At 68.2% G+C, this 24,866-nt stretch carries 23 protein-coding genes and 1 pseudogene; 11 read left to right on the top strand and 13 right to left on the bottom strand.

Features of this window, described 5'->3' with window-relative positions; all coding sequences use genetic code 11:
- Positions 1–4: 4 nt before the first annotated feature.
- From A5767_RS19095 to A5767_RS19070, 6 genes are all read right to left on the bottom strand, one after another.
- Positions 5–673, bottom strand: coding sequence for a pentapeptide repeat-containing protein (locus A5767_RS19095; RefSeq protein ID WP_064852919.1), 669 nt, complete (start codon positions 671–673; stop codon positions 5–7).
- 111 nt (positions 674–784) lie between these two features.
- Positions 785–1,336: a CGNR zinc finger domain-containing protein gene (locus A5767_RS19090; RefSeq protein WP_064852918.1), complete on the bottom strand. Its 552-nt coding sequence runs from the start codon at positions 1,334–1,336 to the stop codon at positions 785–787.
- A 275-nt stretch (positions 1,337–1,611) separates the two neighbouring features.
- On the bottom strand, positions 1,612–2,130 hold the full coding sequence (locus tag A5767_RS19085; RefSeq protein ID WP_039586356.1) for a phosphatase domain-containing protein: 519 nt from the start codon (positions 2,128–2,130) through the stop codon (positions 1,612–1,614).
- Between the two features lie 25 nt (positions 2,131–2,155).
- Entirely contained in the window at positions 2,156–3,598 is a 1,443-nt protein-coding gene (locus A5767_RS19080; RefSeq protein ID WP_231913229.1) for an FAD-dependent oxidoreductase, read from the bottom strand.
- Between the two features lie 67 nt (positions 3,599–3,665).
- Positions 3,666–5,735 (bottom strand): ATP-binding protein, encoded by a 2,070-nt coding sequence (locus tag A5767_RS19075; protein WP_064852916.1) that lies wholly within the window; start codon positions 5,733–5,735, stop codon positions 3,666–3,668.
- 32 nt (positions 5,736–5,767) lie between these two features.
- The gene (locus tag A5767_RS19070) at positions 5,768–6,640 is read right to left on the bottom strand and encodes an SDR family NAD(P)-dependent oxidoreductase (RefSeq protein ID WP_064852915.1); all 873 of its coding nucleotides are present in this window, start codon (positions 6,638–6,640) and stop codon (positions 5,768–5,770) included.
- Between the two features lie 140 nt (positions 6,641–6,780).
- Between A5767_RS19070 and A5767_RS19065 the strand changes: the two genes are divergently transcribed.
- On the top strand, positions 6,781–7,269 hold the full coding sequence (locus tag A5767_RS19065; protein WP_019288011.1) for a VOC family protein: 489 nt from the start codon (positions 6,781–6,783) through the stop codon (positions 7,267–7,269).
- 33 nt (positions 7,270–7,302) lie between these two features.
- Positions 7,303–8,628 (top strand): MFS transporter, encoded by a 1,326-nt coding sequence (locus tag A5767_RS19060; RefSeq protein WP_064852914.1) that lies wholly within the window; start codon positions 7,303–7,305, stop codon positions 8,626–8,628.
- Between the two features lie 25 nt (positions 8,629–8,653).
- On the opposite strand, the gene A5767_RS19055 is transcribed toward A5767_RS19060, so the two are convergent.
- Complete coding sequence (locus A5767_RS19055) at positions 8,654–10,180, bottom strand: acyl--CoA ligase family protein (RefSeq protein ID WP_006550623.1); 1,527 nt, start codon at positions 10,178–10,180, stop codon at positions 8,654–8,656.
- A 684-nt stretch (positions 10,181–10,864) separates the two neighbouring features.
- Between A5767_RS19055 and A5767_RS19050 the strand changes: the two genes are divergently transcribed.
- From A5767_RS19050 to A5767_RS19040, 3 genes are all read left to right on the top strand, one after another.
- A complete protein-coding gene (locus A5767_RS19050) occupies positions 10,865–11,218 on the top strand; it encodes a hypothetical protein (protein ID WP_006550622.1) in 354 nt (117 codons plus the stop codon).
- A 77-nt stretch (positions 11,219–11,295) separates the two neighbouring features.
- Complete coding sequence (locus tag A5767_RS19045) at positions 11,296–11,904, top strand: ClpP family protease (protein WP_006550621.1); 609 nt, start codon at positions 11,296–11,298, stop codon at positions 11,902–11,904.
- Positions 11,901–12,494: an ATP-dependent Clp protease proteolytic subunit gene (locus tag A5767_RS19040; RefSeq protein ID WP_006550620.1), complete on the top strand. Its 594-nt coding sequence runs from the start codon at positions 11,901–11,903 to the stop codon at positions 12,492–12,494. The genes A5767_RS19045 and A5767_RS19040 overlap by 4 nt, the downstream gene beginning before the upstream one ends.
- A gap of 44 nt (positions 12,495–12,538) precedes the next feature.
- Here A5767_RS19040 and A5767_RS19035 read toward each other — a convergent pair whose 3' ends face one another.
- A complete protein-coding gene (locus A5767_RS19035) occupies positions 12,539–12,979 on the bottom strand; it encodes a helix-turn-helix domain-containing protein (RefSeq protein ID WP_231913228.1) in 441 nt (146 codons plus the stop codon).
- A gap of 175 nt (positions 12,980–13,154) precedes the next feature.
- Between A5767_RS19035 and A5767_RS19030 the strand changes: the two genes are divergently transcribed.
- The 6 genes from A5767_RS19030 to A5767_RS19005 all read left to right on the top strand — a co-directional run bounded on the left by A5767_RS19030 (position 13,155) and on the right by A5767_RS19005 (position 20,035).
- Positions 13,155–14,429 (top strand): DUF6986 family protein, encoded by a 1,275-nt coding sequence (locus A5767_RS19030; protein WP_064852912.1) that lies wholly within the window; start codon positions 13,155–13,157, stop codon positions 14,427–14,429.
- Entirely contained in the window at positions 14,426–15,778 is a 1,353-nt protein-coding gene (gene allB, locus A5767_RS19025; protein ID WP_064852911.1) for an allantoinase AllB, read from the top strand. The genes A5767_RS19030 and allB overlap by 4 nt, the downstream gene beginning before the upstream one ends.
- Positions 15,775–16,743, top strand: a complete 969-nt coding sequence (gene alc, locus A5767_RS19020) for an allantoicase (RefSeq protein ID WP_039586345.1) — start codon at positions 15,775–15,777, stop codon at positions 16,741–16,743. Before allB ends, alc begins: the two co-directional genes overlap by 4 nt.
- 127 nt (positions 16,744–16,870) lie before the next feature.
- Entirely contained in the window at positions 16,871–18,265 is a 1,395-nt protein-coding gene (locus A5767_RS19015) for a uracil-xanthine permease family protein (RefSeq protein WP_006550615.1), read from the top strand.
- The gene (locus A5767_RS19010) at positions 18,246–19,301 is read left to right on the top strand and encodes an isopenicillin N synthase family dioxygenase (RefSeq protein ID WP_006550614.1); all 1,056 of its coding nucleotides are present in this window, start codon (positions 18,246–18,248) and stop codon (positions 19,299–19,301) included. The genes A5767_RS19015 and A5767_RS19010 overlap by 20 nt, the downstream gene beginning before the upstream one ends.
- Positions 19,298–20,035, top strand: a complete 738-nt coding sequence (locus A5767_RS19005) for an alpha/beta fold hydrolase (RefSeq protein WP_064852910.1) — start codon at positions 19,298–19,300, stop codon at positions 20,033–20,035. Before A5767_RS19010 ends, A5767_RS19005 begins: the two co-directional genes overlap by 4 nt.
- Positions 20,036–20,148: 113 nt before the next feature.
- Here A5767_RS19005 and A5767_RS19000 read toward each other — a convergent pair whose 3' ends face one another.
- From A5767_RS19000 to A5767_RS24215, 5 genes and pseudogenes are all read right to left on the bottom strand, one after another.
- Positions 20,149–21,171, bottom strand: a complete 1,023-nt coding sequence (locus A5767_RS19000) for a BMP family protein (RefSeq protein ID WP_231913227.1) — start codon at positions 21,169–21,171, stop codon at positions 20,149–20,151.
- A gap of 70 nt (positions 21,172–21,241) precedes the next feature.
- Positions 21,242–22,204: an ABC transporter permease gene (locus A5767_RS18995; protein ID WP_039586341.1), complete on the bottom strand. Its 963-nt coding sequence runs from the start codon at positions 22,202–22,204 to the stop codon at positions 21,242–21,244.
- On the bottom strand, positions 22,201–23,274 hold the full coding sequence (locus A5767_RS18990) for an ABC transporter permease (protein WP_064852908.1): 1,074 nt from the start codon (positions 23,272–23,274) through the stop codon (positions 22,201–22,203). Before A5767_RS18990 ends, A5767_RS18995 begins: the two co-directional genes overlap by 4 nt.
- Complete coding sequence (locus tag A5767_RS18985) at positions 23,271–24,314, bottom strand: ATP-binding cassette domain-containing protein (RefSeq protein WP_415649082.1); 1,044 nt, start codon at positions 24,312–24,314, stop codon at positions 23,271–23,273. Before A5767_RS18985 ends, A5767_RS18990 begins: the two co-directional genes overlap by 4 nt.
- Positions 24,303–24,713: pseudogene (locus tag A5767_RS24215) on the bottom strand (ATP-binding cassette domain-containing protein); the annotation flags it as partial. The gene A5767_RS18985 and the pseudogene A5767_RS24215, both read right to left, overlap by 12 nt.
- Between the last annotated feature and the right edge of the window lie 153 nt (positions 24,714–24,866).

Below are 24,866 nucleotides of genomic sequence, written 5' to 3'. Positions count from 1 at the left end.
GTGCTCAGGGGAGGTCCTCGATGCGCAGACACAGGTGGGAGGCGAACTGCCCTGCCAGGGCTACGGCCTGGTGGGCGTCGATCGTCGCGCCCTTCATCCCGCCCATGTTGCGGATCGTGTCGATGCGCAGGCCACGCAGATCGACCTGGTCGAGGGTCGCGCGGTCGACGTCGAGAACGCCGACGGAGCAGTCCTCGAAGGCGACGCGGGTGAAGGTGCCCCCGCCCAGGTCCAGTTCGTCGACGATGCAGCCGCGGAAGAGCACGTCGCGTCCCGCGGCGGCCCGCAGATTGACCAGGCCGAGTTTCGAATCCGCGATCGTGACACTGCGCAGATCCGCGTCGAAGAGGTCCAGCGCACCGATCCGGCTGTCCCGGATGTGCACGCGGTGCAGGCTGCTGCGCGGCGCGAACAGATTCGGTGCCTGCATGCGCTCGACCAGGGTGTCGCGCAGGCGTGCGCTCGTGAGGTCGCTGTCGGCGACGATCGGTGTGACGAGCGAACATTCGGACAGGACGATCCCCGTCAGATCACGGCCCGTCAGGTCCGTGTCGGTGTAGCGCACGCTCTCGAAGATCCCGTGCGCGAGCAGCTCGTCGCCGTCCGCGTCGGTGAGGACACCGAGGTCCGGAGCGTCGATCCTCGGCGGGTGGGTGGTGGAACGAGCAGCCATGGTTCTCGGGGCCTCCGGATCGGTCGGGTGTCTGCCGTTCAGCTTCCCAACCCGTCGGGTTCGGGGGAACGTGGGGGACAAGCCCGTCCCCGAGTGCGATGTGCTACTCGGTTATGCGGGTCGACGCTGCTGGGCTGCCCGCGCTCGGTGCCTGCGCACAGCGGCGCGGTTCGCGCAGCGCACGGAGCAGTACTGCTGGCGACCGTTGCGGGTGATGTCGACGACCACGGCCGAGCACGGGTTGGTGGGAATGTCCGCTGCGGCGCACCGGTGGAGGCGGTGCATTCCGCGCGTGGTGAGGTGCAGTGCCGTGCCGACGCTGATCACCGCGCGCAGTACGTCGGGAAGCGGTTGGACCTCGTCGCGGTAGTGCAGGTGCCATCCCTCGCCGTCGTGATCGGTCAGCCGGGGATAGGCCGCTGCGGTAGCCATCTGCGCGTTGAGCAGGCGCGCACGTTCCCTGGGGTCGGACGCGTCGACGATGGCGAGCCAGTCGTCGATGACCTCGCGGGTGCGTGGATGGTCGTCGGGCGCGGTCGGGAAGTCCATGGTCATCCCCACCTCGCGCGTACGGGCCACGATGCCGTCCCGATCGTCGGGCCAGTCGCCGGCCAGTGACGCCGCGAGAAGGACCGCATACTCGCCGTAAGGGTTGAGATGCATAAGGCCATTACATCATGGTGGTGGACATGACCGCTATCGAAGCTCGGAACCCACAGGAATGCCCCCTCCGGACTCCCGCTCACGAACACGCGTGGAGCGTGGAGTCGAGTCACGCCACGTCGATCGGACAGGTGCTGTACGTGCGGTGCGTCGGGTGCGGGGCCCGACGCGTCGATCTCGGCGGGGCGCCGTTCGTTCCGCCGACTGCGCTGAGTACCGAAGTGTCCCAGAATGATTGAGTCACCGGTCGAGTATCGGACGTGTGCAGATCCCCCTCAGAAATCGCCCTCTGCGACCTGGAAACACACGAGTCCCATCCGACGCCACATGCGCACCACCTGATCGCGATCGTCGAGCACCGCGATGATGCGATAGCGGTGCCGGATGTGACGGTCGAACAACTCGGCCTTGACAATCGAATCCTTCCGATTGTCGCCTGCCGGACGCATGTACAGCTCGTCGTAGGGGATGTCGTGCCTGACGAGCCACTCCTCGGTTTCCGGCCGGCACACGCCGTCGCGTCCCGAGAGCAGCACGATCGCCGCCCTGTCGGGTGCGGCGGCGAACGCTCGCACCGCGGCCTCGACCGCCGGGGAGACGGTGTCCTCGCCCACCCTGTGCCAGTGGAAGGGACTCCGGTCGCTCATGTGCGCGAGCGTCCCGTCGATGTCGACCAGCCAGGCCGCCGGTAGCGTCGGATCCTCGACATATCGCGCCGGTGGTGCGGGCGCGGTGCTCGGCGGCCGGTGCCGTTGCCGCCCCGGTTTCCCGCGATCGCGCGTCTTCTTCGTCACGGACGATGTATACCCACTCCGGCGACTACGTGTGCATAGGCCTGGTCTGCGAGAGGGACGAAGGTCGTGCCGCCGGACCCGCGGGTCCCGGAGACGACCGGCGAGGCGGCATCCCGGATCCGTCGGCTCGGCGCCACGGCCACACGGCAGAATGTGAAATATTCTGCCGGACAACACGTGCCATGATTCCCGGGTGCATCAATGCCGACGGGGGATCCAGCAGTCCGGACACCCGGGCGAACGCTGTGCCCACCCTGGTGTCGTATGCGGCTGCCGCGTGCACCATCGGTACGTATGCATTGCCGATCCTCGTCTTCGGATCCCGCCGGCCCTCGACACCGGGGAACGCGAGATCGCCACCGGTGGACATCGCCCAGGCATCGTCGACGACACGCGCGAGCTTCCGCTGCACGGCAGCGGACGGCCCGTGGTCGTCGAGGAGGCGGCCCATTGCGGTGGCTTCGAGGGCGGCGACCGTCATCCCCTGGGCATAGATCGGATCGAAACTGCAGAACGCGTCGCCGAGGACGAGGAATCCGTCGGGAAATCGGTCGAGAAGGTCGTAGCGATGCCATGTGCTCGCCCGGAAGCGATACCGGACGACGTCCTCGACCCATTCGGCATCCGCGATCGCGTCGTACACGTCCGGGTGCCTCAGGGACCGTGCGAATTCGAGATAGTCCCTCCGGGTCGCCGGCACGGTTTCGCCGCGGACCCCGATCAGGGCCACCATGCACCGATCTGATTCGAGGGTGAGCAGGGCAGCGCCGCGTGGGTGTTCGGGTGTGGGCGCCATGACGATGCCCCGGTCGCCGCCGAGCGCAACCGACGAAGCGCGGAACACCGCGGTGGCGTAGCCCACATCGAGTTCGACGGTGTCGACCCGGGGCCGCGGGCAGCCCTGTCTCCCGAGCCATTCGGAGGCGCGAGATCCGCGCCCGGTCGCATCGACGACGAGGTCGGCATCGAGCACCTGCTCGGCACTTCCGTCGGCATGGCGGATGATCCGCGCACCGACCACCCGGCTGCGGTCCGCGGTCGTGACGAGACCTGCGGCATCACACCGTTCGACGATCTCGACGTTCGCCAACGCCGCCACACGGTCACGAATGCGGCGCTCCAGCAGCGGCCGACCGGCCGCCAGCACTCGAAGTCCGCTCGGCGCCCGACGAATCCGGTGACCACTGAGAATCCACCGTACGTCGCCCAGGTGGTCGAGGGTGGGAACACCTGCAGCGGTCAGCTCCTGTGACAACCCGGGGAACATCTCGTCGACGAGCTGCTGTCCCCGTGAGATCAGCACGTGGATGTGCCGTCCCTGGGGCACCCCACGGCGTGGTTCGTCCGTGGACGGCAACCGGTCACGATCGATCACCGTCACCTCGGCGAACCTGTCCGACAGGACACGGGCCGCCGACAATCCGCTCATGCTCGCGCCGAGAACCACGGCGCGCTCTCCGATCGACATGATCACACCTCCTCCGCGGAATCGATCGTCGCTGCGGAAGGTGCTCGGGCGACAGGCCGGAATCTGCTCACATGTGCTCACTGGCGGACGGTGCCTCGCCGTACACCTCCAGATCCCACAGCCATCCGACGACGCGGGTGACGCCGCGGGTCAGATGTCGGCGGTAGGTACTGAACGGCAGCCCGAGTCTGGCTGCCGCTGCTTCCTGTGTTGCAGCACCGCGCACGTACGTGCGGTCCACCGCACGGAAGAGCTTGTCGTCCCGAGGGTCGCTCGCCAAGGAGTCGATCGCCTCACGAAGGAGCGCGCGCAGCACCGCCGGATCGGGATCGTCGGGAGAGGACCGTTTGTGGAGGACCCTCGTATGCAACAAGGGATTACGAGAGAGGAGATCGGGCCGATGGAGGTCATGTAACGCACTTCGGACCGCCTCCGCGAATTCTCTCTCCGACAGGGTGAGAGGTGGGGACATCGTGGGTTCGGGACCGCTGTGCCCCTGAGCCAGAGCACGATCGGTGACGACGGTGAGCCACTCGTCGACATCCCGTCGGCGGAAGTCGTGGGCGAACAGTCCGTAGTGACGATCGCCGACCGTGAAATCCGCTCCTTCGGCACGGGGGAGATCTGCGACCGCGAAGTACTCGTTCCACCGGTCGGGCTCCGCCAGCGTCAGGAAGTCCCACGACAGACGGGGCAGGGTGAGATAGCGCTGGAAGGTGAGCACCGGAACCGAGTTCATTGTCGGAGAAGGATTCTGGTACTCAGCGCGGTCGATGACGACGCGTGTGATCGTGACACACTCGCCGGGACGGGGAGGCGCTGTCCGCCGGGCGAAATCCCACGCGGCGCGCGTCGCGGGATCGGCACCGACATCCTCGGGTGACGCTCGCGAGAGTTCCAGGAGACCGATCACACCACGTATCGATCCGTCGGTGTCGCGCAGCACGAAGAACCCCTCGGGTTGTCGCTCGAGCCAGCGTCGCGCGTGCACCGCGGATTCGTTTCCCTCCGATGTCCGCACGAGTTCGACGATCGCGGAGTGATCGGCCTGCTCCGCACGTTCGGGTTGCGCGCTTCCCCACGACTGCCAATCCACCGGCGACAGCACACCGGGGAGATTGCGGAACACGAACTTCAAGTCCACGATGGCCTGCTGCTGTTCGCGTTCTCCTGCAGAATCGAGACCGCGGCGAATGCCCTTCCACACGCGGTGGAAGGTGTACCGGTAGGCATCGGGATCGCGCCAGCGCAGATCAGCGTCGAGGACATCGCGTGCCAGATCGTGGGGAAACAATCCGTCCGGCCCTGCTTCGACGAACGCCAGCTCACGGAGCCATTCGAACTCGGCGTGTGCATCGGTGAGCTCGAGGGCGTCACGCAGCAGGGCTTCGGTGGTCACCCGGGCGAGCGCACACACTTCCAGGGCGCGGCGATGTGCGATCCCCGGCTCGGTATCGAGAAACCGTCGGAGCAACATCCCGACGAGATCCGGAGGCCACGGCACACGTACATCGCCTCCTCGGGCGAAGACATCCGTGAGCAGACCGAGCCCGAGCGGATGTCCGTGCGTTGCCCCGATGATCTCGTCGTGCAGTTCCTCGGGAACCCGCGCAGCGGTGAGGTAGGCAGCGCTCGTAGCGGGGTCGAAATTCCTGAGAGACACGATCCGGAGCAGATCACCCCAACCCGGATCGGTGCGCCATCCCGCGGAGGGCGGTGACCTGTCGGCGATCACCGTCAGCGTCGTCGCAGGAAGGCCGGGAAGAAAATCGGTTCGGATCCAGTCGTCGAGCACGCGTAGCCGCTCGTACGAGTCCAGGAGGAGCACCCTCGGCCGGTCGCCGATGTGGCGATCCACCGACGCGAGGACCGAGCCGGGCGACGCATCCGTGTTGCGCCCGTCGATCACAGTCACCGCGCGATGGCTCCGTTCCGCAAGATCGGAGATCGCGCCGAGCAAGCAGGTCTTGCCGATGCCTCCCGGACCGTACAGGTACAGCACGGCGATCGAGGGTTCGGGGGAGTCCAGTGCGGAGCGAACGATCTCGAGTTCGGCATCGCGACCGACGAACACACGTCGCGCCCGTGCGGCGAGACGATCGCTGAGAGGCCGTGAGGACCGCGAGGCGCTCCCCATGCCACCCGATACTACGCCCGGGGGACCTACACCTAACGGTCGGGCAGTCCGACGAGCCGTGCGCTCTCGCGCCACGACCGTTCGGCCTGCTCGTCGCTGCGAGCGAGCACCGACGGTTCGCCGCGGCGCAGTGCGAGATAACCCCGGCTGTCCGGAACGTCGATGTCACCGAGAACGAGGTCTGCGAGCGTGTTCCCGGCTTCGGTCTGCGTGTTGAAGGTGTCCTGCACGATGCGGAGGAACATGCCGGCCCGCGTCCCGAGGCCGCGCCACGCCAGTCGCATCGGAGTGGGAAGTGCTCGTGCCAGACCGGTTCCGAAGACCTGGCCGGGATCGAAGGCGACCGCGGTGATCCGTCCGGCTCGAACCGTGTCGTTCTTCGACAACCTCCGCATCGTGAGGACGGTGCACAGTTTCGAGGCGGTGTAGGCGTGCTGTCCGGCCTTGCGGGGATGCGTATCGAGGTCGGGATCCCGTTCAGGGTGGGCGAGCAACCCGGCGTCGCCATGTCGTGGCGGTACCAGTCCCGCACCGGTCGCGGGGTCGCGTGTGCCGCTGCTGGTCGCAACGACGACGGCCCGGTCCGCCAGAGCCGGAAGCAACTGGCGCAGCAGCAGGTAGTGGGCGAGATGGTTGACGACGAAGGTCGTCTCGAAACCGTCGACGGTCCGCGCGGCGACGTCGCTCCGGATCATCCCGGCGTTCAGCACGAGCCCGTCGATCCGGTCGCTCCGCTCGCGAACCGTCGCCGCGAAGGTACGAACGGAATCGAGGGAGGACAGATCGAGCGGTAGTGCCTCTCCGGTGGATGCGGCGTGCCGGGCACTGTGGACGAGGCGAATCCCGTCTGCGCCCGGGATCCGTTCGGCGGCGATCGCCCCGAAACCCGACGTGCCTCCGGTCATAACCGTTGGGGCATGCGTTCCCCCTACGAGCACGGGAGCCCTGCGGCTCGGCCTGCGAGTGCGCACGGCGATGAGAATCCGGGCCGGACAGGGTCTGCCTTCGTGACAGTGGAACACATTCGACGACACGAGGAGTCACGATGCCCAGGATCACTCCGTGGTTGTGGTTCGACATGAACGCCGAGGAGGCCGCGAACTTCTACATCGGCATCTTCCCCAACTCCGAGATCGGTGAGATCACCCGCTACACCGAAGAGTCCACCGGAGGCGACATCCCGGTCCCGCCCGGGACCCCGATGACGGTCGAGTTCTTCCTCGACGGTCAGGTCTTCTACGGACTCAACGGGGGACCGCAGTTCCGGTTCTCCGAAGCGGTGTCCCTCCAGATCGACTGCGCCGATCAGGAGGAGGCCGACCACTACTGGTACGCGCTGACCGCCGACGGCGGCGAGGAATCCGCCTGCGGATGGTTGAAGGACAAGTACGGCCTGTCGTGGCAGGTGGTACCGAAACGGCTGAACGAACTGCTCGCCGACCCCGATCCGGAGGTCGCGAAGCGCGTGACCGCCGCGATGATGAAGATGCGCCGGATCGACGTGTCGGCGCTGGAGGCCGCCGCGCGCGGCTGATCGGCGCCCGAGCGCTGCGGTACGTTTCGGTGCATGACCACTCGCACCCAGCGGCTCGACGACCTGCCGTTCACCGGCAGACATCGCCGCCTGCTGACCGGCTCCGGCGTGGGCTGGGCCCTCGACGCCATGGACGTCGGGTTGATCTCGTTCGTCATGGCAGCCCTCGCCGTGCAGTGGGATCTGTCGTCGACGCAGCTCTCGTGGATCGGATCCATCGGCTTCGTCGGCATGGCGATCGGTGCGTCCCTCGGTGGTCTGCTCGCCGACCGCATCGGACGCCGGCAGGTCTTCGCCGCGACGCTGCTCGTCTACGGTCTCGCGACCGGCGCGGCGGCGCTGTCGACCTCGGTGGCGATGCTCATCGTCCTGCGGTTCGTCGTCGGACTCGGTCTCGGCGCCGAACTGCCGGTCGCGTCGACGCTGGTCAGTGAGTTCGCGCCCCGCAAGGTGCGAGGACGCGTGGTCGTGGCCCTCGAGGCGTTCTGGGCGGTCGGCTGGCTCCTGGCCGCTCTCATCGGTTATTTCGTCGTTCCCACCGGCGACGACGGGTGGCGGTGGGCGCTCGCCGTCGGGCTCGTCCCGGCTGCCTACGCCCTCGTCGTCCGGTTCGGCCTACCCGAATCGGTGCGCTATCTCGAGAGTCGCGGACGGCACGCGGAAGCCGAGGCGATCGTGCGCGACTACGAGCGCTCGGCCGGGGTCACCTCCGTGCCGGACGATGACGAACAACCCGGCCGACCTGTCGCCCAAGTCGAGCGTGTACCCCGGGGATCGGTATGGGCGCCGAACCTACGCCGCCGCACCGCGGCGCTGTGGATCGTGTGGTTCGGCATCAACTTCTCGTACTACGGCGCGTTCATCTGGCTGCCGAGCCTGCTCGTCGCGCAGGGCTTCGACCTGGTCACCTCGTTCGGCTACACGCTGCTCATCACGCTCGCCCAGCTACCGGGCTACGGGGTCGCGGCGTGGCTGATCGAGGTGTGGGGACGTCGCCTGACGCTGGGGGTATTCCTCGTAGGGTCGGCAGTCTCGGCGGGATTGTTCGGGCTCGCCGAGACTCCGGGAACGATCGTCGCGGCGGGTATGGCGCTGTCGTTCTTCAACCTGGGCGCATGGGGTGCCCTGTACGCGATCGGACCCGAGTTGTATCCCACGCCGGTGCGGGGCGCCGGCACCGGTTCGGCAGCGGCCTTCGGGCGGCTCGCGTCGATCATCGCACCGCTGCTGGTGCCGGTGCTGCTGGGCGCCGGTGGCAACGGTCTCGTCTTCGGTGCGTTCGCGGTGTCGTTCGTCGTTGCCGCGCTCGCGGCATTCACGCTGCCCGAGCGGGCCGGGACGGTTCTCGACGAGAGGTGACGTCGGGAACCGCCCAGGCCGGTGCTCAGAGACGCTCGCGCAGTTCGACCTTGCGGATCTTGCCCGAGGCGGTCTTCGGCAGGGCACCGAAGACGATGCTGTCGGGAACCTTGAAACCGGCGAGCTGCGAACGCACATGCGCGCGCAGTTCCGCTTCGTCGGCACTCGCGCCGCTGCGCAGTGCCACGTAGGCGACGGGACGTTCGCCCCACTTCTCGCTCGGCGCCGCGACGACGGCGGCCTCGAGAACGGCCGGATGGCTGATGAGCGCCGCTTCGACCTCGACGGACGAGATGTTCTCGCCACCGGAGATGATGACGTCCTTCGCGCGGTCGCGGATCTCGATGTAGCCGTCCGGATGCATGACGCCGATGTCGCCGGTGCGGAACCAGCCGTCCGGCACGGCGCGGGCGGTCGCGTCCGGGTTGTTGTAGTAACCGAGCATCACGTTGTTGCCGCGCAGCGCGATCTCACCGGTCGTCTCACCGTCGGCGGGAACGTCGGATCCCATCGGGTCGACGATGCGGAGTTCGCCGGCCACGACGTTGCCCACGCCCTGCCGCGAGCGCAGCCGTGCCTTCTCGTCCTCGGGGAGGACGTCCCATTCCGAACGCCACTCGCAGATCGCCGCCGGGCCGTACGTCTCGGTGAGCCCGTACAGGTGCGTGATGTCGAGTCCGAGCGCGGTGCACCGCTCGATGAGGGCGGGCGCCGGCGGTGCGCCACCGATCGCCGCGACGACACGATGGTCGATTCCGCCCGCATTCGGGGCGTCGACCAGCGACGCGAGAACGGTCGGCGCGCCGCACAGGTGCGTGACGTTCTCGGTGCGCACGAGATCCCAGATCCGCTCGGGGTCGACCTTGGGCAGGCACACGTGCGTGCCACCGGCTGCTGTGACGGCCCAGGTGAACGTCCAGCCGTTGCAGTGGAACATAGGCAGCGTCCACAGATAGGTGGATCCGCTGTCGAGCCCGAAGTGCGCGACCATCGCCAGGGCCTGCAGGTAGGCGCCGCGCGCGTGGTACATCACGCCCTTCGGATCACCCGTCGTGCCGGACGTGTAGTTCAGGGCGATCATGGTGCGCTCGTCGGCGAGCGGCACGCACCGATGACGGGCGGCGGCGAGCTTGTCCTCGTAGTCGTCGCCGACGACCGTGATCGACGGCAGATCGGCCGTGGCCTCGCGGGCCAGGTCGGCCAGCGACTCCTCGACGAGCAGGACCCGGCTGCCCGAGTGCTCGAGAATGAACCGCAGTTCCGGCGCGGTGAGGCGCGTGTTGAGCGAGACGAGCACGGCGCCCGCGTAGAGCACACCGTAGTGCGCCTCGAGCATCAGCGAGGTGTTCGGCGCGAGTACTGCGACACGGTCGCCGGGCTCGACACCGAGAGCGTGCAGCATGCCCGACTGTCGCAGGCACCGATCGCGCAATTCGGCATAGGTGCGACGGATGTCGCCGTCCACCACTGCGAGGTCGTCACGGAAGACCCGGGCGGAGCGGTCGAGAAATGCCGTGGGCGTGAGTGTTTCGAAACTGAATTGCTCGGTCACGTCTGTCGGTGCTCCTTCGGATTACGTCGCGCGCGCACTGCCCATCGCGAACGATGATGCGCACACCTCCCCGTGTGCTGTGAGGGCGATGACCATTCTTCCAAGAGCCGTTACCGATCTTGAACAGGGTCCACCCCTTTTCCGTACCGGCTGAACGCTCCGTCTGCCGTTGACCGGACCCGGAATCCGGCGTTCACTGAGAGGCACCGTGCTCGTCCACGAGAGAAGGCGAGTGGTATGAGTGCTCGGCAGAACGAAGCCCGCCGAACCTCCCGTCCGGCGCGGCGGCCGACCGCGACGCGCGCGAGGGCCACGGAGACGGAGACTCCCGTCGAGCCTGTGCGGCCGCGCAGCCGTCGACCTCGCGAGCCCGAGCCCACCGCGCGGCGTCGCACCCGCGAACCCGAACCCGCTGCACGGCGTCGGGACCGCGACCCCGGAACCGGCTCGCGGCGCACCTCGACCCGAACCTCATCCCGATCGACCACTCGGACATCGACCCGTTCGGACGCCACGCCCCGCTCTCGTGTGAAGCCGGCGCCTCCGAAGGAGAGACGACGACCGCGTCCGCCGGCGAACGACGCCCGGGCAGGGAAACCCACCCGCCCCGGACGTGAGCGGACACGATCCGAGCAGACCCGACCCGAGCAGGCACAGCCGGAACCCACATCGCTCCTCGAGAGGTTGAAGGATGCGCTGCGGGCCGGTGTCCGCAGCGCACTGGCCGAACTCCGGGGACTCGGGGCGAGACTGATCCGGAAGATCCGCGGATGGGTGGACTCGCTCCTCGGCGAGGTCACCAGCGGCGGCGTGGGATTGCAGGCGGTCCTCGCCGGCATCCGAGCCGCGCTGGAGGGTCGCAATCCGGCCCTCGCCGCGCTGGGCGGGCTGATTTCCGGACTCAGCACCAAGGCGAAGATCGGCCTGGCCGTCGTGATCACGCTGGTGCTGCTGCTCGGACCGGTCCTGCTCGTGCTCCTTCTGCTGGCCGTCCTCGTCGCGGTGGTGATCAGCGCCGTCCGGTCCGCGGGGGACTGATCTGCCGGAACGACCGGTCCGTCTGCCGTGAGCAGACGAACCGCCGGTTCGCACCCATCGGGGGTCAGGCTGGCTGCATGACGACCACCGAACCATTCTCGTACCGGGACCAACTGGCCGACAGGCTCTTCCGTCAGCGCATCCTGCGACTGACCGGAGAGGTGGACGACGAGATGGCCGAGCGCGTCTGCTCGGAACTCGTCCTGCTCGCCTCCGCCGACGACCGGCGCGACATCGTCCTGCACATCAACTCACCCGGCGGATCCGTCTTCGCCGGCCTCGCCATCTACGACACGATGCAACTCGTTCCCAACGACATCGTCACGGTGGCAGCGGGATTCGCCGCCAGTATGGGGCAGGTCCTGCTCGCGGCGGGCACCAAGGGCAAACGCGCGAGCCTTGCCCACAGCCGGATCATGATGCACCAACCGTCGGCCGGATTCTCGGGGACGGCCGTCGACATCGCGATCCAGGCCGAGAATCTCGAATACATGAAACTGCAGTCGCAGCAGATCCTCTCGGACGCCACCGGGCATTCACTCGAGGAGATCGAACGCGACAGTGACCGCGACCGGTGGTTCACCGCCGAACAGGCGCGCGAGTACGGCATCGTCGACACCGTCGTCGGGTCGCTCGCCGAACTGGCGCCGTTCGCCGCAGGACGGCAGATGGGACTGGGACGATGAGCACCTACACGATCCCCAACGTCATCGAACGCACACCGGCGGGGGAGCGGTCGTTCGACGTCTTCAGCCGGTTGCTCAACGAACGCATCGTCTTCCTCGGCACCGAGATCGACGACGGGGTCGCCAACGTCGTCATGGCTCAGATGTTGCACCTCGAGGCCGAATCCCCCGATCGGGAGATCGGGCTCTACATCAACTCGCCCGGCGGATCGTCCACCGCGATGCTCGCGATCTACGACACCATGCAGTTCCTGCGCCCGAAGGTCGCGACCTACTGCATGGGACAGGCCGCCTCGGCGGCCGCCGTGCTGCTCGCGGCCGGAGCGCCCGGCCGTCGGCACGTGCTCGCCCATTCGCGGGTGCTGCTGCACCAGCCGTCGGCGCAGGGGCAGGGCACCATCTCGGATCTGGCCCTGCAGGCAGCGGAGGTGATGAGGGTACGGGCCCAGACCGAGGAGATCCTCGCCGCGCACACCGGACGTGACATCGACCGACTGCGCCGCGACACCGACCGGGACCGGATCTTCTCACCGACGGAGGCGGTGGCCTACGGCCTGGCCGATCACGTCGTCGTCGATCGGGACGGATGACCCGTCACGCAGTCACGTGGTCACACTGTGACGCAGTCATACCGTCATGCCGCGCACAACTCGACGCCGGCGTGACCCGTGGTCCGAAGTGTGCGATGCGCGGTCATCCGGCGGATCCCGCGCGCGAGCAGTTGCTCCATCGGAAGTTCCAGCGCATCGCACACGGACCGCAGCATCTCGGAGGAGGCCTCCTTGCGCCCACGTTCGACCTCCGACAGATATTGCTTCGACATCCCGACCGTGCGGGCGACGTCCTCGAGGCTGCGGTCCTGATCGCGACGCTCGTCGCGCAGGATCTCGCCGTAGATCTGGCGGAGCAGCCGGGGCTCGGTGCTGTCGGCTCCCCGCACGGGAGTCCGTGCCGACTTCGCGGCGGTCACACGTGCCGCCTTCGCGGCAGTCACACGTGCCGCCTTCGCGGCAGTCACACGTGCCGCCTTCGCGGCAGTGGCGAAATCGATCACGCGACCCTGCTCCGGCTCCATGCCGACCATTGTGCCGTCGATCCGGCGGCATCGGGCCGGGTTCTGCCGAGGACGAACACCGCCCCGGCAGATGTGTAACGGGCCCGTAACCGCAGTTAACCGAACACATGACCTGGCGCCGATAACGTCGGCGCACCACGACGTATACAGCCGTGGATACAGGACAGGAGTTCGGGTGCCGACAGGATTGCACAGGCTTGCGGCTGCGCTCGACGCGCAGCTCGCGGACACCGACGCGGCCTACGCCGCGACCTATCCCGGGACCGACGGTGCCCGCCAACCGGTACACACCGTCTACGTCCCGGCCGACTGCTACGATGCCGGGATCGTGGCGGGGTGGGGAGCCGACGCGCTCGACGTCCTCGACACCCACATCGACGGACCCGCGGACCTCGCCGCGGTCACCGGCATCGAACCCGAACTGGCCGAGACGGTCCTCCCGCTCGTGGAGGCCAAACTGCACACCGAACCGATCGAGGATCTGCGCATCGACTTCGAGGACGGGTTCACCCGCCCCGGCATTCCCGAGCACGAACGCGACGCCGACGAGGACGCCCACGTCGTCCGCGCCGCCGCCGCGCTCGCGACCGATCCCACCGCGGCACCCTTCGTCGGCATCCGGTTCAAGTCCTTCGAAGCCGCCACCCGGCGCCGCGGCCTCCGTACGCTCGACACCTTCGTCGCAGAACTCACCGGAAAGTGTGCTCTCCCCGACGGATTCGTCGTGACGCTGCCCAAGGTCACCGCGCCCGAACAGGTGGCCGCCATGGTGACGGTCTGCGAACACCTCGAGGCCACCTACCCCCTCGCCGCACCCCTGCGGTTCGAGATCCAGATCGAGACGCCACAGGCGATCTGCGGACCCGACGGCACCGCGGCCGTCGCCACGATGATCCGAGCGGCCCGCGGACGCTGTTCGGGGTTGCACTACGGCACCTACGACTACTCGGCCGCGTGCGACATCGCCGCGGAGTACCAGGCGATGGACCACCCCGTCGCCGACCACGCCAAGGCCACGATGCAGGTCGCGGCAGCGGGCACCGGGGTGCGGTTGTCCGACGGGTCCACCAACCGCCTTCCCGTCGGCACCCGCGACGAGATCCGTGCGGCATGGGGACTGCACGCCCGCCTGATCGACCGGTCGCTGCGCCGCGGCTTCTACCAGGGCTGGGATCTGCACCCGGCGCAGTTGCCCACCCGCTACGCCGCGACCTTCGCGTTCTACCGCCGGTCGCTGTCCACCGCCGCGGGACGCGTCGCGGCCTACCTCGACCCGGCCCTGTCGTCGGGATATCTCGACGAACCCGCCACCGCCCGTGCTCTCGCCGACTTCCTCCTGCGGGGAACGAGCTGCGGAGCCCTCACCGAGAAGGAAGTATGCGATCGCACCGGCACGAATCTCGACCACCTGGCCCGGCTCGCGAGTCGACCGACGGCGGTGACGCGATGACCACCGTGATCCGCGCGCGACGCGCTGTGGTGGGGGACGAGGAACGCAGCTGCGCCGTCCATGTGCGCGACGGCCGCATCGTCGCGATCGAGGAATACGACGGTGCCGCTCCGGCCGGTGCGCGGGAGATCGTCCTCACCGACGGCGAGGTGCTGCTCCCCGGCCTGGTGGACACGCACGTCCACGTCAACGAACCCGGCCGCACCGAATGGGAGGGCTTCGCGACGGCGACACGTGCCGCCGCGGCCGGGGGAGTGACGACGATCGTCGACATGCCCCTCAACTCCATCCCGTCCACCGTCGACGTGGCGGCCCTCGAGGTGAAGCAGAAGGTCGCGGCCGAGCAGGTCACCGTCGACGTCGGATTCTGGGGCGGTGCGATCCCCGGCAACCTCGCCGATCTCGAACCGCTCTGGGACGCAGGAGTGTACGGCTTCAAGTGCTTCCTCGCGTATTCGGGTCTCGACGAGTACCCACCGCTGGACCGGGAGCAGATGATCGAGGCGATGCGCGTGATCGCCGGCTTCGGCGGCCTGCTCATCGTGCACGCCGAGGACGAGCCGACCCTCGACGCTCAGGACCCGCCGGCCGGACGCCGGTACGACGACTTCCTGTACTCGCGACCACCGGTCGCCGAGTCCCGCGCTGTCGCCCAGGTGATCGACGGCGCGCGGCAGACCGGATGCCGCGTGCACATCCTGCACCTGTCGGATGCGGGAAGCCTTCCGCTCGTCGCCGCGGCGAAGGCCGAGGGGCTACACGTCACCGCGGAGACCTGCCCACACTATCTGTCGTTGTTCAGCGAGGAGATACTCGACGGCTCCACACATTTCAAGTGCTGCCCGCCGATCCGCGAGGCCCGTAACCGGGAAGCGCTGTGGCGCGGCCTGGCCGACGGCACACTCGACTGCATCGTCTCCGATCACTCGCCGTGCCTGCCGGAGTTGAAGAAGTTCGTCACCGGCGACTTCGGCGAGGCGTGGGGCGGAATCTCGTCGCTGCAACTCGGACTGCCCATCGTGTGGTCGGAGGCGCGCAAGCGCGGGCACACACTCGTCGACGTGGTGCGCTGGATGGCCGGTCGCACCGCCGACCTCGTGGGCCTGGCCGACCGCGGTGCCATCGCCGTGGGCAACAGTGCCGACCTGTGCGTCTTCGCGCCCGACGACGCCTTCGTGGTCTTCCCGGAGCGACTGCACCACCGCAACGCGGTGACGCCCTACGCCGAACGTGCACTGGCCGGGGTCGTGCGGCAGACCTGGCTCGCCGGTGAACCACTCACCGTCACCCTCGGCGCCACCGACCCCGCACCGCGTGGTGCGCTGCTCTCCCGAAAGGAAAACCGTTGACCGAAGCAGATTTCCTGCAACTGCCCGATCTCGCCGCGCGATCGCTGGGCGGAGCCGTCGTGTACGCGAACGACGAGTTCTTCGCGAGTCGCGAGAACCTGATCTCGCCGGGCGCACCCGATTTCGATCCTTCCGAGTTCGGGCACAAGGGAAAGGTCTACGACGGGTGGGAGACCCGGCGTCGCCGCGAACCCGGGCACGACTTCGCGGTGGTCCGGCTAGGCGTTCCCGGTGTCGTCGAGGGTGTCGTGATCGACACCGCCTGGTTCACGGGCAACTACCCGCCCTTCGCGTCCGTCGACGGGGTGAACCTCGACGGCTACCCGACCGATCAGGAGTTGCTGGACGCGCCGTGGGAACCGGTCCTCGAGCGCGTGGCCCTGAAGGGCGACACCGCGAACGCCTTCGCGGTGGAAGACGACCGGCGCTGGACGCACCTGCGCCTGAACATCTTTCCTGACGGCGGTGTGGCCCGCTTCCGGGTGCACGGATATGCACGCCCGGACCCGGCCTTCCTCACGGGCACGATCGATCTCGCGGCCCTCGAGAACGGTGGCGACGTCGTCGCGTGCTCGAACCGCTTCTATTCGTCGCCGCGCAACATCATCGGCCTCGGTCGCTCGCGGCACATGGGGGAGGGCTGGGAGAACGCCCGGCGCCGCGACGACGGCAACGACTACGTGGTGATCCGTCTCGCCGGGCAGGGATGCGTCGACCACGTCGAGGTCGACACCTCCTATTTCGTCGGCAACGCACCGGGAGCGGCGCGCCTGAGCGGAATCCCCAGCGGGGACGCGATGTCCGACGAATCGTCCTGGGTCGAACTCGTCCCGCGGACCGCACTGCTGCCGGACTGCCGGCACCGTTTCCGCGTCGATTCGCCGACGCCGGTGGAGTTCGTGCGGCTCGACGTCTATCCCGACGGTGGCATCGCCCGTCTGCGCGTGAACGGACGACTGACCTAGCTCCGATGCGGGTGCGGTGAGCGGTTTCTTACCCGCGCGAAACACGATGACTCGAGCCCGAAAACTTCGGCCCCCAAGCTGTATCCGGCACCGTATACAGCACTGCATCCGAAATGGGAGCGATCACATGACCTCACCGCACCCCGTCGACGCGCGACTACCGTTCCTCCGGCAGTTCGCGTTCGGCCTCCAGCATGTCCTGATCATGTACACCGGATGCATCACCGTCCCGTTGGTCTTCGGCGCGGCCGTCGGACTCGACCGCGACACCATCGCGATGCTCATCAGCGCCGACCTGCTGATCGCCGGCCTGATCACCATCGTCCAGAGCCTCGGCGTCGGCAAACTCGTCGGCGTCCGCCTGCCCATCGTCTGCGGTGCGACCTTCGCCGGCCTGACGCCGATGATCCTCATCGCGAAGGAATACGGCCTGCAGGCCGTCTACGGCTCCATGCTGATCGGCGGCATCGTCGGTCTCGCCCTGGCCTGGCCCTTCGCCAGGATCATCCGGTTCTTCCCGCCGCTCGTCACCGGTGCCGTCCTCACCGTCGTCGGGATCTCGCTCATCGGCGTGGCAGGCGGGCTGATCGTCGGCACCGACCCGTCGTCGCCCACCTTCGCCTCGCCCACCAACATCGCCCTGGCCGTGCTCGTGATCGTCGTCGCCGTCGCCTTCCTGTGCCTCGGTCGCGGCATCTGGGCGCAGCTCGGAGTGTTGATCGCCCTTGCCATCGGCACGGTCGTCGCGGTTCCGCTCGGCCTGATCGACCTCGGCGGCGTGGCCGGCTCGTCGTGGGTGGGTCTGCCCGCCCCCTTCCACTTCGGTGCACCGGAATTCCCCATCACCGCGGTCGTCGCCATGAGCATCGTCATGGCAGTGGTCTTCGCCGAATCCACCGCGAGCATGCTCGCCGTCGCCGAGATCACCGGCAAGCGCGTCAGCAAGGGCGACATCGCCCGCGGACTCGCCGGCGACGGAGCGTCCGCCGTGCTCGCGGGTGTCTTCAACGCCTTCGTCGACACCGTCTTCACCCAGAACGTCGGTGCGGTCGCCACCACCCGCGTCTACAGCCGCTACGTCACCGCCACATCGGGTGCGATCCTCGTGGTCCTCGGCGCGTTGCCCAAGGTGAGCTCGGTGGTCGCGGCGCTGCCGAAGCCGGTGGTCGGCGGTGTCGGCCTGATCCTGTTCGCCACCGTCGCCCTCGTGGGCATCAACACGCTGCGCTCGGTGGACCTGTCCGACCGCATCAACTCGACGATCGCCGCCGTCGCGGTGGGTGTGGGTCTGCTGCCCGAACTCGCCGAGGGCATGTTCGAGCGCTTCCCGTCCGCTGCGCAGATCCTGCTCGGCAGCGGCATCACGCTCGCCGCGATCGCGGCGTTCTCGTTGAACCTGCTGTTGAACCACACTCGTCTCGGGACACTGGCTCGCGCGTCCCGGTCCGGCACGCCGGCCCCCGTCACCTCGGCCGGTACCATCTCTCCCAACGGAGTTGCCCATGAACCAGTCGCCGTCTGACGCCTTCGTCGTTCCCGCCGTCGACATCGGCCCGTACGTTCGGGCCGGCGACGAGGCCGAACGAGCTCGTGTCGCCCGTGAGATCGACGAAGCCTGCAGCCGTGTGGGATTCGTTCAGATTCTCGGACACGGCATTTCCGATCCGGTGGTCGACGGCCTCGCCGATGCCCTCGACGACTTCTTCGGTCTGCCGATGGACGACAAGCAGCAGTATCGGGTGGTGGGTGCGAACCGCGGGTACAGCCCGCCGAAGAGCGAGTCGCTGAGCCTGAGCCTCGGCGTCGAATCCGCCAGCCGCATGAACGATTTCTTCGAGGCGTACAACGTCGGCGTGGAGGCCCGGTCGTTCGCCCACCTGGACCTGTCGGAGGACGACTACGGAATCAACGTCTGGCCCGACGTCCCCGGCTTCGAGGACCGTGTGCAGACCTATTTCACCGAGGCTTCGCGGGTCGCGCGGACCCTCACCCGGATCTTCGCCGACGCCCTCGGGCAGGCCCCCGACTACTTCGAACGGCTCACCGACCACTCGATCGACGTGTTGCGGATGAACAACTACGCGCTGCCCGAGGGCACCGTCGACCTCGACGGCGATCTCACCGGCATGGGTGAGCACACCGACTTCGGGATCGTCACCGTGCTGTGGGCCGATCGGGTCGCGGGGCTGCAGGTGCTCGGCTCCGACGGTGTCTGGCACGACGTCGAACCGCTGCCCGGCGCCCTGCTGGTCAATCTCGGCGATCTCACCGCCCGCATCACCGACGACCGGTGGATGTCGACGCTGCACCGCGTCAAGCCGCCGATCGTCGACGGGAGGATCCGGCGCCGTCGTTCGGTGGCGTTCTTCCACGACGGCAACGTCGACGCGGTGGTCTCCACGTTGCCCGAATATGCGGGCCTGGAACCCTATGAACCCATCCTGATCCGCGATCACATCAAAGCGAAGCTCGCCGGGTCGCGGCACGGCAAGGCCAACACCGCTGCTGTGCGGGAAGCCGCCCGGGTGCTGGCGGCGACGGGGGAGAACCGCGAGTGAGTCATGTCGTGCTCGTGCACGGCGCGTGGGCCGGAAGTTGGGTGTGGGACACACTGCTCGAACCGCTCCGTCGGGCCGGGCACGTCCCACATCCGCTCGAGCTTCCCGGTGTCGGATCGTGGGGTGCCGACGACGTGACGCTCGACGACGTCGCCGCGGTCGTGGCCGACCACGTTGCCGGACTCGACGGTCCGGTGATCCTCGTCGGCCATTCCGGTGGCGGCATCGTCGTCACGCAGGTCGCGGAGATGCTACCCGAGCGTGTCGCCGGGGTCGCCTATGTGGCGGGGATGATGCTTCCGTCCGGGGTCGACTTCGGGATGTTCTGCGACGGAATCGGTCTCGAATCGCCGGTGGGCATCTCGCGATGGCTCGAACCCACCGAGGACGGTCGCGGGACGATCGTGCCCCCGGAGGCCGGTGCGGCGGTGTTCTTCCACGAGGCGGATTCGGCCGACGCGATCGGTGCCGCGCGCCGACTCGTGCCGCAACTCGAGACCACCCGGCTCATGGCGCCCAGCTGGACACCGGAACGATTCGGGCGCCTGCCACGCCTGTACGTCGAAGCGACACTGGATCGTTCGGTTCCCCTCGTCACCCAACGGGGGATGCAACGCCTCACCCCGGGTGCGCAGGTCGTGTCGCTCGAGTCCGACCATGCGCCACAGCTGTCCGCCCGCGACGACCTCGCGGCGGCGCTGGTGGAGTGGTGCGCGGAGCGCGTCCGAACATAGGTCGGATCTTCACAAAGGTCGAAGCTACGGAACGAGACCGACGTTGTGTGCGAAATCCGGTGGGAGATCGCGCACAAGGTCGGTCTCGTTCGTTCTACAGGAGGTGCTCCGGGTCAGTCGCCGCCCTTGTACTCGACCTCGAACTCGCCGGCCATGATCCTCTCGCGGTACTCCTCGAACAGCGCCATCGCCTCGGGCGAGATCTTGTCGGCGAAGGCCGGATTGATGACGACGTCCAGGCCGCCTTCGGTGATGTCCACCTCGTAGTACTTCGCCGGGTCGACGTTGCCGGCCTCGACGTCGGCGATCATCGCGCGGAGGACCTCGTCGAGATTCCACACGACGGAGGAGACGACGTTCTGGGGTGCCAGCGGGGTCTGATCCATCGTGTAGCCGGCGACGCCGACACCGCGCTGCTTGGCGCCCTCGATGGTGGCCGCGTCGACACCGCACGTGGAGAACTGGTCGGCGCCCTGGTCGACGAGGGCGTTGACGGCCTCGATGGTCTGGGCCGCCGCGTCGGACCATCCGCCGATGTAGGACGGACGCAACTGGATCTCACCGGGGCCCTTGTAGGTCAGGCGCGCGCCGTCGGCGAACGCCTCGATCTGGGCCTTGCACACCGGGATCTCGAAACCGGCGGTGCCGGCGAGGATGCCGGTCTCCGTCAGGTCGCCGGCGAGGATGCCGGTGAGGAACGAACCCTGATAGAACGGCTGGCTGTAGTCGGCGAGGTTGGCGGTGATGTCGCCGAAGCCGCCGGGATAGGCGAACAGCACGTCGGGGTAGTCGGCGATGATGCCCTTGATGGGTTCGCCGTAATTGAACGAGTGGCCGACGATGAGCTGGTTGCCGTCCTCCGCGAGGTCGGTGACGATCTGGGCGATCTGCTCCGAGGTCGCGCCCGAATCCTGCTGCACCACGGTCAGGTCGATAAGACCTTCCGCTTCGAGTTTCTCGGCGCCGTCGACCATGCCCTGGTTCCAGCCGACGTCGTTGACCGGACCCGAGGTGATGATCGCGGCCTTGACGACCCCGTCGGCCGAGCCGCTCCCACCGGGGTCGGAACTCGAACACCCGGTCACGGCGGCTCCGACGACGGCGGCGGCCGCCACAGCGGTACCCAATTTCTTCACGTGGTTCTCCTCGGGGAAGGGAGGGCTCGCGACTGCGAACCCCAGGACTGACGGGAAAGCTGACGGAAAGCTATTTCGCGGGCACGAACGGGATGCCGAGCGCCTTCGGGGAATTGCTGCGCGAGAACCACACGGTTGTGGCGATGACCGCGAGCAACGTCACCGCGTACGGCATGGCCTGGAACAGCTCGTACGGTACCGACGTGGCCTGTCCACCGGACGCGGCCTGTACGCGCAGCTGGAAGGCGTCGACGAGACCGAACATGAAGCCACCGACGATGGCGCCGAGCGGATTCCACCGGGCGAGGATGACGACACCGAGCGCGATCCAGCCGCGACCACCGGTGATGCCGTCCTGGAAGAAGCCCAGGCTGTCGATGACGAGCGCGCCGGCCATACCTGCTGCGGCGCCGGAGATCAGCAGCGTGCTCCATCGGGTGCGGGGGACGGAGACGCCCACCGAATCGGCGGCCTCGGGGCTTTCCCCGGCCGCGCGGATCGACAGGCCGAAGGCCGTGCGGGTGAGCACCCACCACAGGGAGACGACGAGTGCGAGCGCGAGGTAGACGAGCGGGGACTGCGAGAACACGATCGGGCCGAGCACCGGCAGGTCGGACAGCACCGGAAGGTCGAGGGGAATGGTGCCCTGGATGCGCGGCGGTGTACCGGTCATGCCGAACACCTGCAGGTACAGGAAGGACGCGAGTCCGGTCCCGAGGATCACCACCGAGATCCCCGTGATGATCTGGTCGACGGCCATCGTGATCGTCAGGTAGCCGACGATCGCGGCGAGCACGAGGCCCGCGGCGGCGCCGGTGGCGGCGCCGAGCATCGGTTGCCCGGTGTAGTACACCGTCACGAACGCGATGATCGCGCCGACCATCATCTGTCCCTCGATACCGAGGTTCATCAGCCCCGAGCGCTCGGCGAGGCACGCGCCGGCGGCGGCGAGGATGATCGGCACCGCCAGCCGCAGCGCAGCGGTGAACAGCGGGACGAGCGCACCGGCGCCCAGGACATCGGACCAGTTCATCGAGCACGCTCCACGATTCGGTTGGCGAGCAGCACCGTCAGGATCATCACTGCCTGGACGACGGTGCCGATGGACGCGGGGATCTCCTGGGTACGCTGCACCGCCTGACTGCCGAGGGTCAGCCCGGAGACCAATGCTGCTGCGAGCACGATGCCGAACGGATTGCGACGCCCGAGCAGTGCTACCACGATCGCGGTGAACCCGATCCCGGAGGAGATCGCCAGCGACAGTCGGAACTCGCTGCCCAGCAACATGATCGCGCCGGCGATACCGCCGAGTGCGCCGCTGATCAGAGCGGAGGTGACCACGGTGCGGGCGACGGAGATGCCATTGGCCTCGGCGACGCTCGGGCTCCCACCGACGATCTGCGACGCGAAACCGAACCGGGTCGAACGCATGAGCCACCACACCAGCGGCACCGCCGCGATCGCGACGAACACACCGATGTGGATGCGGGTGCCGGGAATCGTCGCGAGTGCGGCCCAGTCGGGAATGCGCTCGGACTCGGGGGTGAAACCGTTGGGATTGGCGAGGGGTTTGCGCACCGCCCACGCCAATGTGTAGAAGACGAGGTAGTTGAGCATGAGCGACGAGATGATCTCGTTGACCCCGAGCCGCGCCTTCAGCACGCCTGCGATGCCGCCGATGCACGCACCTGCGGCCGCGGCGGTGACGGCGACGATCGGGATCGCGATCCAGCTCGTCCCCAACGGCATGCTCAGCACCACGGCCGTCGCGGTGATCGCGCCGACGTCGTAATGGCCCTGCGCGCCGATGGTGATGAAGCCGGTGCGGTACACGATCGCGTAGCCGAGACCCATGAGGACGAGCGGCGTCATACCCGTGAGCAGGCGGCCGAGCTGCGTATCGCCGCCGAGAGCGGCGTCGAGCATCGTCGCGTAGGCCTGCCCCGGATCACCGCCCGCGAGGACGATGAGGATCCCGCCCGCCGCGAGACCGACGGCGACGGCGAGTAGCGGCACCCCGATAGTGGTCGTGAGACTCCGGATCCGCGACGCGGTGGGCGGCTCGGGTGGCGTCGTCACCGGTGGGCTGAGCGTGGCGGTCATGCTGCAGCCTCCTGGAATCCGCCCATGGCCGAGCCGAGGGCTTCGCGGTCGAACGGGCCTTCGTCGAACTCGGCGACGATCCGTCCGCGGTAGAGCACGACGATCCTGTCGGCGAGGCTGCAGATCTCGTCGAGATCGGACGAGATGAGCAGGATCGCGGCGCCCCGGGAGCGATGGTCGACGAGCGTGTCCCAGACGAACTCGGTGGCGCCGATGTCGAGACCGCGGGTGGGCTGGGCGACGACGAGGACGTCCGGCTCACCGTCGAGGACCCGGCCGAGCACCACGCGCTGGGCGTGCCCACCGGACAGGGTGCCGGCGAGCGTGCGCGGGCTCTGGGCCTTGACCGACAGGGCGGCGATGATGCGCTCGGCGCGTTCGCGGACGGCTGCCCGCGACAGGCGGCCCCAGCGACGGGCGAGCGGGGGATCGGTGTAGCTGTCGATCGCGAGATTGGTGTCGATTCCCAACGACTTGATCAGTCCCCGGGTGTAGCGGTCGGCGGGGACGATGCCGACACCGGCCTCGCGCATCGCGCGGGGGGACGAGGAGTCGATCTCCCGTTCGGCGACGACCACCGCACCGGTGGAGTCGGGGGAGAGCCCGGACAGGACGTCCTCGAGGGCGGACTGGCCGTTGCCCTCGACTCCGGCGACGGCGACGAGCTGCCCGGATGCGACCCGCAGGGTCACGTCGTGCAACTGACCGGGGACGGACACACCGACCAGTTCGAGCATCCGGTTCCCGGCCGGTTCGGTGGCCGCACGGCGGATACCGAGCCCGACCTCACGGCCGACCATGTCGCGGGCGAGTTCGGCGGTGGTGACCCTCTCGGCGCCGTTCCCGCGGATGGGGCGTTCGGCGACGAGCCGTCCTCCCCGCAGCACACCGACCCGATCGGCGGCCTCGAGGACCTCTTCCAGATGGTGAGTGATGAGCACGATCCCGACGCCGCGTTCGGCGGCGAGTCGGCGGACCTGTGCGAGCAGTGAGTGCACCTCGGCCGGAGCCAGATTCGCGGTCGGTTCGTCGAGCAGCAGGTAACGGGCGCCCAGGTGCAGGGCTCGGAGGATCTCGACGCGCTGCTGCTCGCCGACCGACAGGTTCTCCACGCGTGCGGTGGGGTCGCAGGCGAGACCGGTGTTCTTCGCGAGGGCGGCGATCTCGGCTTCGTTGCGCCGCAGGCGCTTCCGGCCGATCACTCCGCGGGACCGGCCGAGCAGGAAGTTCTCCGCAACCGTCATGCTCGGCACGAGCATGAAGTGCTGGTGGACCATCGCGATCCGTTCCCGGCCTCCGTCGATGAGCGACTCTCCGTCCACCGCAATGGAACCGGAGTCGGGCGGGAGAAGCCCGGTGAGGATGCGCATCAGGGTCGACTTGCCGGCGCCGTTCTCGCCGAGCAGTGCGTAGACCTCGCCGGGGCGCACATGCAACGACACGTCGCGCAGGACGGTGTTCTCACCGAAGGACCGGTGGATACCGCGCATCACGACGCCCTCGGCGGGAACCGATTCTGTCACTCCCGCAGTGGTGGTGATGCTCGCGGTCGAAGTTGCTGTCACCATACGGTGGGGCCTTCCGAGTAATCG

It is taken from the genome of Rhodococcus sp. 852002-51564_SCH6189132-a, assembly GCF_001665495.1.
Lineage (GTDB): Bacteria > Actinomycetota > Actinomycetes > Mycobacteriales > Mycobacteriaceae > Rhodococcus > Rhodococcus pyridinivorans.
Note: the sequence above shows the minus strand (reverse complement) of the source record. Positions and strands in the feature narration are given on the sequence as shown.

What these genes read in the sequence shown, in the direction of transcription:
- A5767_RS19095 (WP_064852919.1), bottom strand. Translation starts at nt 673, where the DNA reads ATGGCTGCTCGTTCCACCACCCACCCGCCGAGGATCGACGCTCCGGAC.
- A5767_RS19090 (WP_064852918.1), bottom strand. Translation starts at nt 1,336, where the DNA reads ATGCATCTCAACCCTTACGGCGAGTATGCGGTCCTTCTCGCGGCGTCA.
- A5767_RS19080 (WP_231913229.1), bottom strand. Translation starts at nt 3,598, where the DNA reads ATGTCGATCGGAGAGCGCGCCGTGGTTCTCGGCGCGAGCATGAGCGGA.
- A5767_RS19075 (WP_064852916.1), bottom strand. Translation starts at nt 5,735, where the DNA reads ATGGGGAGCGCCTCGCGGTCCTCACGGCCTCTCAGCGATCGTCTCGCC.
- A5767_RS19070 (WP_064852915.1), bottom strand. Translation starts at nt 6,640, where the DNA reads ATGACCGGAGGCACGTCGGGTTTCGGGGCGATCGCCGCCGAACGGATC.
- A5767_RS19065 (WP_019288011.1), top strand. Translation starts at nt 6,781, where the DNA reads ATGCCCAGGATCACTCCGTGGTTGTGGTTCGACATGAACGCCGAGGAG.
- A5767_RS19060 (WP_064852914.1), top strand. Translation starts at nt 7,303, where the DNA reads ATGACCACTCGCACCCAGCGGCTCGACGACCTGCCGTTCACCGGCAGA.
- A5767_RS19045 (WP_006550621.1), top strand. Translation starts at nt 11,296, where the DNA reads ATGACGACCACCGAACCATTCTCGTACCGGGACCAACTGGCCGACAGG.
- A5767_RS19040 (WP_006550620.1), top strand. Translation starts at nt 11,901, where the DNA reads ATGAGCACCTACACGATCCCCAACGTCATCGAACGCACACCGGCGGGG.
- A5767_RS19035 (WP_231913228.1), bottom strand. Translation starts at nt 12,979, where the DNA reads ATGGAGCCGGAGCAGGGTCGCGTGATCGATTTCGCCACTGCCGCGAAG.
- allB (WP_064852911.1), top strand. Translation starts at nt 14,426, where the DNA reads ATGACCACCGTGATCCGCGCGCGACGCGCTGTGGTGGGGGACGAGGAA.
- A5767_RS19015 (WP_006550615.1), top strand. Translation starts at nt 16,871, where the DNA reads ATGACCTCACCGCACCCCGTCGACGCGCGACTACCGTTCCTCCGGCAG.
- A5767_RS19010 (WP_006550614.1), top strand. Translation starts at nt 18,246, where the DNA reads ATGAACCAGTCGCCGTCTGACGCCTTCGTCGTTCCCGCCGTCGACATC.
- A5767_RS18995 (WP_039586341.1), bottom strand. Translation starts at nt 22,204, where the DNA reads ATGAACTGGTCCGATGTCCTGGGCGCCGGTGCGCTCGTCCCGCTGTTC.
- A5767_RS18990 (WP_064852908.1), bottom strand. Translation starts at nt 23,274, where the DNA reads ATGACCGCCACGCTCAGCCCACCGGTGACGACGCCACCCGAGCCGCCC.